10 protein-coding genes and 1 pseudogene are annotated in these 8,786 nt (G+C 55.7%); 4 read left to right on the top strand and 7 right to left on the bottom strand.

Translation table 11 applies throughout. From position 1 onward, the window contains the following. A partial coding sequence (locus CLV78_RS23485) for a M48 family metalloprotease (protein ID WP_146136781.1) occupies nt 1-363 on the top strand: 363 nt, incomplete at its 5' end. A 121-nt stretch (nt 364-484) separates the two neighbouring features. On the opposite strand, the gene CLV78_RS23480 is transcribed toward CLV78_RS23485, so the two are convergent. From CLV78_RS23480 to CLV78_RS24835, 5 genes are all read right to left on the bottom strand, one after another. After that, nucleotides 485-2,083, bottom strand: a complete 1,599-nt coding sequence (locus CLV78_RS23480; protein ID WP_106208578.1) for a hypothetical protein — start codon at nt 2,081-2,083, stop codon at nt 485-487. Continuing rightward, entirely contained in the window at nt 2,080-4,563 is a 2,484-nt protein-coding gene (locus tag CLV78_RS23475) for a phospholipase D-like domain-containing protein (RefSeq protein ID WP_106208576.1), read from the bottom strand. Before CLV78_RS23475 ends, CLV78_RS23480 begins: the two co-directional genes overlap by 4 nt. A 111-nt stretch (nt 4,564-4,674) precedes the next feature. Beyond that, entirely contained in the window at nt 4,675-4,815 is a 141-nt protein-coding gene (locus CLV78_RS25030) for a recombinase family protein (protein ID WP_425427980.1), read from the bottom strand. Between the two features lie 48 nt (nt 4,816-4,863). Next, complete coding sequence (locus CLV78_RS23465; RefSeq protein WP_106208573.1) at nt 4,864-5,286, bottom strand: hypothetical protein; 423 nt, start codon at nt 5,284-5,286, stop codon at nt 4,864-4,866. Between the two features lie 80 nt (nt 5,287-5,366). Further along, nucleotides 5,367-5,501: a hypothetical protein gene (locus tag CLV78_RS24835; RefSeq protein ID WP_281261163.1), complete on the bottom strand. Its 135-nt coding sequence runs from the start codon at nt 5,499-5,501 to the stop codon at nt 5,367-5,369. A gap of 528 nt (nt 5,502-6,029) precedes the next feature. Here CLV78_RS24835 and CLV78_RS24110 point away from each other — a divergent pair. From CLV78_RS24110 to CLV78_RS24230, 3 genes are all read left to right on the top strand, one after another. Continuing rightward, on the top strand, nt 6,030-6,206 hold the full coding sequence (locus tag CLV78_RS24110; protein WP_158263656.1) for a hypothetical protein: 177 nt from the start codon (nt 6,030-6,032) through the stop codon (nt 6,204-6,206). A 12-nt stretch (nt 6,207-6,218) separates the two neighbouring features. Next, the gene (locus tag CLV78_RS23460; protein ID WP_106208571.1) at nt 6,219-7,826 is read left to right on the top strand and encodes a hypothetical protein; all 1,608 of its coding nucleotides are present in this window, start codon (nt 6,219-6,221) and stop codon (nt 7,824-7,826) included. A gap of 304 nt (nt 7,827-8,130) precedes the next feature. Beyond that, a complete protein-coding gene (locus CLV78_RS24230) occupies nt 8,131-8,301 on the top strand; it encodes a hypothetical protein (RefSeq protein WP_170111687.1) in 171 nt (56 codons plus the stop codon). 10 nt (nt 8,302-8,311) lie between these two features. Here CLV78_RS24230 and CLV78_RS23455 read toward each other — a convergent pair whose 3' ends face one another. Then, complete coding sequence (locus CLV78_RS23455) at nt 8,312-8,452, bottom strand: hypothetical protein (RefSeq protein WP_211301069.1); 141 nt, start codon at nt 8,450-8,452, stop codon at nt 8,312-8,314. Beyond that, nucleotides 8,449-8,679, bottom strand: a pseudogene (locus CLV78_RS23450) (IS21 family transposase); the annotation flags it as partial. The pseudogene CLV78_RS23450 and the gene CLV78_RS23455, both read right to left, overlap by 4 nt. Nucleotides 8,680-8,786 lie beyond the last annotated feature (107 nt).

Raw genomic sequence — 8,786 nt, 5'->3', positions numbered from 1 at the left:
CTGGCGCCGTTGGCCGCCGGTTTGGTTCAAATGGCGATCAGCCGAACACGGGAATACGCAGCCGACAAGGCTGGAGCCGAGATCTGTGGCAATCCGATCTGGCTGGCCGACGCGCTGGAACGGATTCAGGTCGGTGCATCTCGGATCGACAATGATGCGGCAGAGAGGAACCCAGGGTCGGCGCATTTGTTCATCATCAATCCGCTTCATGCCCACAAGCGAGACAGCCTCTTTGCCACGCACCCATCGACCGCCAACAGAGTGGCAGCGTTGCGAGCGATGGCGGGAAGTGTACCTTCCGGCGGAGCAAACGCACCATGGGAAAGGACGGTCAGGAAACCAAGCGACGGACCTTGGGGTTAAGGAAGATTTAGTCGCTTCGAGTCTCACGACGGGCTGCCGTGCGTCCCTGCAATGATCGAGTGCCGTCAACTTGAGAGACTGATACCGCTAGACCTTTGTGCCCTCCATCTACTTACCAACTTCACTGCGGTTTGGCGGCGAAACGACTGTCCTGCGTACGGGTCAGCAACCCCGCCTGAGCGGCAAGTGACAGCAGCGTAGGCAAACGGTCTTCTGTTACTGATGGATGCCAGGGTTGAGACACCAGGGCTTCGAGTCCAGTTTCTTCAATAGTCAGCCTTAATCGCTGGTTCTGTCCGTCGAACCGGTTCACGGCTGTGGCGAAGTGCTGACTGATTACCAAGGCTTCAAGTACATACTGGAACGCTTCTCGCATCGACGAAGTATCCAGTCCGACCAACCGTATGCGCAGATTGGCAAGCGACAATCTGCTGCTGCCACCCATGTTTATCATAGGCTCGTCTTTTCCGATCAGTCCGGCGTAGGCGGCGCACAGCAGCAATCCGAGGAAAGAGTTCGTGACATAGTTTCGGTCGCCATCACGCATCTGCGCCGAAATCTCCTCTATGAGGAGAAAAGGATCGGGTACTCTTCCTTCGTTGATGGCAGACACGAAAGCGTCGGCACCGTCAGCCTCTCCTTCGATTGCCTTGATCGCTGAATCGACGGTCCTTTTGTCTTGAAATCCGCCGCCTGAACCGTCCCATGCTTCTTCGAAAAGCTGCGCCATGGCGGATGTGTCGTGGATCCTTTCGCCCAACATGCAAGCCTCGCACCAGGATAGAAGGCTTTCGAGAGACAGACGCTGCAACTGCCTCATTTGAAGCGTCAGCCAGCAGTCTCGCGCATCTTTGAGTTCATCGGGCACATCGTATGTCGCGCCGTCCGAGGCAATCGAGAGAGCCATGCCGCGTCGGATATCCCGCGCAGGCAGGGGCGCTGAACTGCCACCAAGGTGGTGCAGGGCCAACGCGAGTGTTGTGCTCCTCCGGCTTAGTAGACTGTCGGTGCTGCCAAGGCTGTTGGCGGAGTAAAGCGCAGAAGCGAACGCTTGCTGCTCTCCCGGCGTAGTCTGCTCCGGGCTCCAAAGCTCCCACAATGCGATTGCATCAGCTTCGCTGGCCAGAACCGGCGACAGCGTCGACAAGAGATGACGATAGGTTTGGTCGTTTTCCCGGAGACGGGAATCGAGGGCTTCCGCGAGTTCAATTCCTGTGCCGACAACTCTGAAAAAACCGGGGCTTCCCGGAACCGGCATCAGAAATCCAAGGCCGGTGACAGTTTTGGACGCCGGTCCATACCAGAGTGCCGCGATCAAGCTGGTACTGCTTTGCACCCGCTTCCAGGCCTTGAATGTCAGGGGAACTTCACCAGAAGCAGTCGCCTCTGGCGGCGCAGCGCCTGTTCCTGGAATTCGTCCGCTGGTCTCGTGCAGCCTCGCACCCCAGGTGAACAATACCTCAATCCGCTCCCGAAACTGATTGAGTTCCTCGCTGGTCGGAACTTCAACACCATTTTCGGCACACAACTCGTAGAACTTCCAATAAACCCAGCACAGTAGCGAGAAAGGTCGGATGTAGTCTGTGACATTGTTCAGCGAAGGGATCATCTCCGCCATCATGTCGAGGTTTGTCTGGCGCAAACCAAGGAAGTCCACGCCGCTGTTTTCGCCAGCGTGAGGAGGTAGAAAGAAGGGTTTGTCCGGAATTTGGATCGTCATGGGTTTAGGTCCAGGGTAAACTTCCTGCACTGGACACAGTGGCCGATCCGTTCACGATGAAACACGGATAGCTCCTGAACAGGGAACTTTGCAAAGCAGAAAATGCAGCCATGGTAGTCTGGGACCGTCGCTTTGACACGCCTTTGCCAGCCGTCGCGATGCATCGACTGATGTAGCTTTTTCCCACTCGCCGATTGGAACACCTCCCACGTGTCAGGAACGTTTTCGCCATTGTCTCTTAGAGTCAGCGCTTCTTCCAGTTGCTGGCGCCGGGTGGGAGTCGCCAACACTTTTGTTAACGCTGGCCGCAGTTCTATCTCTGCACCCTTGGGAGAGAGCGCCGCTGCAAAACCCGAGTCGGAATCCTCAATCAACGACTGGATCGCAACAACGTTGTCGACTGGGCCGCCGAAGAACTTCTCCAGATCGTCGTGCAGCGAGACCAGGAACTGTGGATCATAATCTTCTTTGGCCAATGCGGCGCGAACCGCAACACCGGTAACGAAGTGCTGCGATAGAGATGTCACTTGGTCCAGGTAGACTGTTGTCAGGTGGCTGGTTCGCCTGAGCCAGTTCCCAAGAAACTCATAGGCACCATCGGGATCGCCCAGTCGATGAATTCGCATCCACATGCCAATTTCGAACTGCATTGTGAGCAGCCCAGGCAAGTTATCCGGATGATCGGCACAATCGTCGATCATGTCCGAGATTGCCTGCTCGAAATCTGTCAGTCCCAGCCTGTAGGCGTCCTGATCTGTATCGGGAGGCTCGATTGCCTCCGTTTCGTCTTCAGCAAGATGCGCTGTAGACTGAGCGGCCTGGGAGGGGACATTGCGGTAGCTGCCGTGCCCGAGAAGCATTCGCCTCAGACGGACTAGGGCAGTCTCAAATTGATCGCCTGAACTAGCCGCGATGCCAGGCATTGCTGCTAGATTGTCGGGGAGTTCATGCAGTGGCGCCAAATCGTCCAAATCGACCCGCACAACTTGCGTGTTCGCGTCAGATGGATCCTTGAGATGTCCGGCTTGCCTCGAAACGGTCAGATCGAAAACCCGCAGGTGCTTGTCAGCGGCAACGCTCAGGTAGTCGAGCAAAGCCTGGATGTCGTCGTCGCTACCCTCGCGCCGCATCAATCGGCTCATCGCGCCAGCGGTAAGCCGCCTTCTTGATCCGACGCTGAGCAGCATCTCATTGTGAATCCATCCACGCGCCTCTCGGTCCTCCCTGTTCAAAACGATTTGCAGTGCGGGCATTTCGGAGAAGGCTTCGAGGCCCGGATCCTTGATTTCGAAAGCACCTTCTTCATCCAGAGTCACAAGATCTGAATAGGAACCACCGTCGGCCTGCACCACACGATAGGACCAATCGCCAGTGACAGTTTGCAGGCTCAAGACCTGTCCTTTGAGATGCCCCACGTCGTGGCGATCAAAGGACGCATGGACGATCTCGGTGTTCCCAAGGCCGGAGGGCAGGCGGTGCGCGGGTTCAAACTCAGGAACGTCGCAAGTCGACCATCCCAATGTCTCGTCATCTCTGGCCAGATGACGGAGCACACCGAGTTCGACGTTGTCGGTGGTTGTTAGGGCCTTGCGGGTAGCATTGAAGCTTCCCGTAAGCAGGATGGTCTCTTCCTCAAACTCGAGTTCAATCCATTTCGCATGGACAAATCGGGTTAAGTCGATGGTTGGCTTCTTGGCAACAACGCTGCGCGCCCAGGTTCCAGTCACAGCGAAAGGAAATGGGCTAGAATTCTCACTCGTAACAGCGATCACACCATTTCCGGCCTCAACGACATCCAACAGAGTCCTTACAGCTAAACCATCTGGATCATGATAGGGGGACAAAACTCTGGCCTCGCGGCATGGTCCTAACGGGTTGGCAATCGTAGAGATCTGTTCGACAGCCGTTTGTTCAAGTGGATGAATTAGCCGCACGGGATTGTAGTCCGCGTCTCCGCCGCCGTTCGCAGCTTGTATTGCCCGTTCGGCGAAGTCGTCGATCCAATCCCGTTTTGCGATCTTAACGTCTGGCGAGGAACCCAGAGCTATCAGGAAGTCGGCGAAATCGCTGAAGGCGGTCGCGTGTTGTTCCGGGACCAGCGCTTCGAAGACCTCTGTGTTTCTCCCGTGCCCGCCGAACGTCACGTTGCCGCTGCCAACCAGAAGAAGGTGTTCGTCATCCGAACAGAGGTAGATGCACTTCGGATGGAACACGCCATGCGGCAGCCCGACCGGAACAATCCGGTACTCCTGTCCAACCCGCATTGAACGTCTTTCAAGCAGCGACGACCGGTAGCCTTGCGCGTCGCTCACAAGCCAAATGTCGTCACAGCCCTGACCGATGAGAGGTCGCAATACTTCTGACTCAAAGTAGCTGAGGCTCAAGGCATAGGTTGTGAACAACGCGTGCTTCCACTGGGATTCCGAAAGAAAGCCCGCAATGCTTGGGACACCATCCACTGTACTATGCTCGACGTTCATTATGGCTCGACTTTTCGGTGTGGCGATAAGTCCATGATATCTGATCAAAAATAGAGTCGCCAGACCGACGTATTCCCTGGTGCCAAGCGAGCTTTTTCGGTGCTCAGCTTCCTACTTCAATAGTGCCCGAACGTTTGATTCAGTCCATGACTGTCCATTCGGAGATCGGAGGCCCTCGGTGTTCAAAGCAATGGCGATCTTTGTAGCGCTTACCCCATCCCGCTTGAGTTCAAGCGCCCGTCCGCGAGCCATTTCTCGGCGCAATGGCTTCTCTTCCATCCACTTGTCCTGACGCCGTCGTCATTCTGAAAAGTGGGTGTGCGGATCGAAGGTCCGGCCAGCAGACAAGACCTTTTCGGCGGAAACACGTTCGATGGATATCCCGGTCCTTCGCGACCACTCGTTTAGGGAGCTATGCTCGCGCCAACGTTGAACAACTGTGAAATCGACAATTAGCAGGACGGCATCCTGCTCCTGACAAAGCCTTTCGAGCTTTCTCAATGGCTCGAAGATGGCCTCGCTACCTCTGTCTGGATCGATCTCAAGGAACACTTCCTCGTGGACAAGCTCTAGGGCGTGATCACGCGCATATCGCCGAACCAGTTCAACCTGAAAACGTACTGTCTCGCTTTGTCCTGCCGCTTCGTCGGCATTTGGGGAAATAGACGTGAACCCCGCCCATTTGACCGGTAAGGTCCAGTAGAAGCCGACGGCTTTGTCCATGACATGCTCCCAATCATCTCCACATATCCGCAAAATCCCGAGGGATCCGGCAGACGCATCGCGACAAGTATAGGGTCGCCTCAAATGAACCAAGACACGTAGGAGATGCGAATCTCGCGGATCGCATCAACGCGGGCCATGCCTTGCCCGACAAGCACATCAACCTGCCGCAGCTTCGAGACGATGTCCTCGGGCTTCTCTCGTTTCCCAGCCATCTCCTGGTCCTCCAATATGAGGGGTAAACCTACCCCAGTTGCTGGGCCACTTCAGTGGGGGCATTCCATAACCCTGATGCACACGGGATGATCTGGTCATCGGTGAGAGACAGCTCTGCACTTGTGATGATGTTGTTTGAGGATCGCATTGGTGTCGACGATCTGGACGTCACCGATACGAGGTACGTCTCGAGGCACCCGTCCCTACTTGCGGATCTCGATGTCACCGCAGCGAGGGCGGGCATTACAATCAGTCGCTAGATGTTGTGTAACCGGGAACAAGCTGCCTGCGCCAGAGCACCATCACGAGAACCAAAAGGTCTGACATAAAAAGTACCAGCAATCCTCCGGTTGGCCCAATTGGGGACCGTGTCGACCTGTTCGACTGGATGCACTATCGATGTTCACAGGAACCAGAAATACTGGCACAGATGGCGCTGAACATCGAGGCCGGACGGGATCGCTGGCACGAGTCGGCATACGGAATGTGGTACAGAGAGCTGTTGGAACTCGTTAAGGAGACAAGAGATGGCTGACGACAAAGAAAAGAGAACCGCTGAGGCCCGCGAAATGGCCAAAGCGCTTCTTAGTGGTCGCAGCGCAAAGGATTTGTTTCTGAAAGAAAAACAGGATGAAATCCTGAAGGCAGCGCTCAAGGATATGGATGAAAATCCGGGCGTTTACCGAAAACTGTCAAAACGATGACGCCCGCAGCCAATGTTCAAAAAGGACTATTTCTCGGCGTTATTGAAGCAGTTCCAGAACGTCCGCAGTGACGAGGCGATACGCCAAGCGTCCGATTGGTTGTCAGAAAACTGGACGCGGGTCGATACGTTGTTTCGCAACAAGCGCGTTGCTTCCTATGTCTTTGAGCCAATCAAGGAGTTGTGGCAGGACAGCGCCCCGTCGAAAGACGCTGAGATCCGGCAGTTAATCTCACAGATCGCGGTTGCCAATGCCGTGATGGCAGGGCTTCCGGGCAAGATGGGAATTGGCGTCGCAGTTTCGATTGCGCTCGAGGTTTATATGGCCGTTCGCATCGCACAGCGGACAGGCATCAAGATTGATGGCCCGGCGGACGTCGCGAAATACGTCGGTCTGGCAGCCGGGACGGCCCTCCTGATCTTGGAAGGCTTCCGCCAAGTTCTCGGCTTCTTCTTTTCGCTGTTTGCTTTGGTGGGCTTTCTTCCTGCGACCGCAATGGCCGAACTCTTCGCAACCTCCCTCATAGGCGTGATCTTCTGGGTTGGGTTTGACGAGGCGAAAGCCACAGGCTCCTTTGTCGTTCCAAAGAGATTGTTCGGCACTGTCTGGAAGCGAACGAAAGAACTGGTGCGCTACCAGTGGGGCATAGTCCGAAAGGGCTTCGACAAGGACACCTACGTGGAAACCGCGAGGCGGCTGAAAGCATGGATGACCGGTGACCAAGTCTTCTCGAAGGTTACCATGCGCGGCGACATCTTCGTTTGGGGGGCGTTTGCTCACCTTCTGGCCAACCAGCCGGATCAGTTGCAGGAACCGTTGTCCCAAATATTCCTGCAAGCAGTTCGAGACACCAACTCTACCCTGGAAAGCGCATCCGACCAGCAAATCGCAGAGTATTTCAGACAGAACTTCCTGCATGGAATTGGCGGCGAGGTGGATGTCGAAGCACTTCGCGGGATGGAAGCCCTTGTGCGTGGGCGCATGTTCGAGCTGTTGGTAGAATCCAGTGAAGGCTGGGACGGTGTTGGATGGCATGATGAGCCCATGTCAGGGAAGCTCAATGAGGACTTCAATCATCCCGGCTCAGACATTGTCTTCACGAATGTGCAGACCGGTGATCAAATCGAGGTTCAGATCAAGGCCACGGACAGCCCAGCCTACATCGAGGATACGTTGATTCGATATCCGGACATTCCCATTATCGTGACTTCCGAAGTCGGCGAGGATTTCGATGCAAACGAATTGGTTCAGGCAAGCATCATTTCCAATGCGGACCTTGAAGAGGTCACCGAGGAGAATTTTGATCGCATGCTCTCCGAGATCACTGGCGCTGCCGACTGGGCGGAAGCGGCTGCGGTCGGCGGTGGCGCCGCAGTTCTCGTCGCACTTTGGCCCTTTGTAGCGGCCTATTCTCGCAGTCGGATTACACAAGAACAGTTCACCAGGGCTGTGGTTGAGATCGTTCCTTCAGGCGGTGTTCTACTTGCCAAGAGATTGACCTTTGCCGTCCTGCTTGGGCCGATCTACGCGTGGTGGGTATTGGCCCGAGGGGTGATGAGCATTGTTCCCGCCGAGGACCCTGTGACTTCGTCGAAAGGAAGTCGGAGACTGGTGGCGTAATCCTGATCAACTTGATGCCCTGACAACGCCTACTAGTGGCTGGGCACGTCAGCATTGAGTGTACGTTTCGGGTAGATGCGTCCATGCCTGCATCCTTCAAGGACGCACTCGAGCGAAGTTCTCCGACCTCCACGCACGACGTTCGGACCTCCTGGCGGGTGTGAATGGCCGCCTACAGGGAGATCAAGTTGATCCCGGTTGCCCAGGCGAGTGACAAGCGGTGGCGTCTTTGCACTCGTCGCTGTTTGGGGTTGAGCTCGGTCACTACGTCGGCGAACAAGAAACATAGGCAACGGAGAGAAAAATGAACAACAACGACGAAGATGGAAGAGAATTCAGCGCAAAGGTTATTGAGGAGATGGCCATCAGCCACAAGCGCTCAGCAACGACACGGCCATCAATGAAGGCTACTATCGAGAGGTTCTTCAACCAAGCGGCTGAGAACCTCAGCAAACCCAAGGACGACGCGGATTGAGCTGTTGGCCTTAAGAAGTCTGACGGAACTGGACGTGGTCACGCGCCTCGGCAGCACAGAGCTGGGCCTGCTTATCGTATTCCCTCAGGATGGTCGGCAGCTTCAGCTTCTTGAGCTGGTGGTTCAGCACGATCTGCTGCGCTTCCGTCATGTCGCGCCGCCGGTTGTCAGGCACATGTAGCTGGCTGGAGATGTCGTCTGCACTTGGGTGCGCGGCTGGTACGGGTAAACATCCAGATCGAGCCTCGGTGGCCGCCGTTCGATCCGGCACAGCACCAGGTGTTTCACGGCATCGAAGCTGATGGTGCCCATTTGGAGGGCAGTTTTCACGGCAGCATGAACCTCCTCCATCTCGAAGCTTTCGAGCAGTCGTAGGACCGATGGCGATAGTGGAGTAGCCCCCTGAGAGTGGTCCACCAACTGGGATAGATTGTCCTGCAAATTGGAGGATCAGCGATGGCTGGGAAACGAGAGAAGCCCGAAGA

It is taken from the genome of Aliiruegeria haliotis (assembly GCF_003003255.1).
Taxonomy (GTDB): domain Bacteria; phylum Pseudomonadota; class Alphaproteobacteria; order Rhodobacterales; family Rhodobacteraceae; genus Tropicimonas; species Tropicimonas haliotis.
The sequence above is the reverse complement of the archived record's forward strand: the minus strand, read 5'-3'. Positions and strand labels throughout refer to the sequence as shown.

What these genes read in the sequence shown, in the direction of transcription:
- CLV78_RS23480 (WP_106208578.1), bottom strand. Translation starts at nt 2,083, where the DNA reads ATGACGATCCAAATTCCGGACAAACCCTTCTTTCTACCTCCTCACGCT.
- CLV78_RS23475 (WP_106208576.1), bottom strand. Translation starts at nt 4,563, where the DNA reads ATGAACGTCGAGCATAGTACAGTGGATGGTGTCCCAAGCATTGCGGGC.
- CLV78_RS25030 (WP_425427980.1), bottom strand. Translation starts at nt 4,815, where the DNA reads ATGGCTCGCGGACGGGCGCTTGAACTCAAGCGGGATGGGGTAAGCGCT.
- CLV78_RS23465 (WP_106208573.1), bottom strand. Translation starts at nt 5,286, where the DNA reads ATGGACAAAGCCGTCGGCTTCTACTGGACCTTACCGGTCAAATGGGCG.
- CLV78_RS24835 (WP_281261163.1), bottom strand. Translation starts at nt 5,501, where the DNA reads ATGGCTGGGAAACGAGAGAAGCCCGAGGACATCGTCTCGAAGCTGCGG.
- CLV78_RS24110 (WP_158263656.1), top strand. Translation starts at nt 6,030, where the DNA reads ATGGCTGACGACAAAGAAAAGAGAACCGCTGAGGCCCGCGAAATGGCC.
- CLV78_RS23460 (WP_106208571.1), top strand. Translation starts at nt 6,219, where the DNA reads ATGTTCAAAAAGGACTATTTCTCGGCGTTATTGAAGCAGTTCCAGAAC.
- CLV78_RS24230 (WP_170111687.1), top strand. Translation starts at nt 8,131, where the DNA reads ATGAACAACAACGACGAAGATGGAAGAGAATTCAGCGCAAAGGTTATT.
- CLV78_RS23455 (WP_211301069.1), bottom strand. Translation starts at nt 8,452, where the DNA reads ATGACGGAAGCGCAGCAGATCGTGCTGAACCACCAGCTCAAGAAGCTG.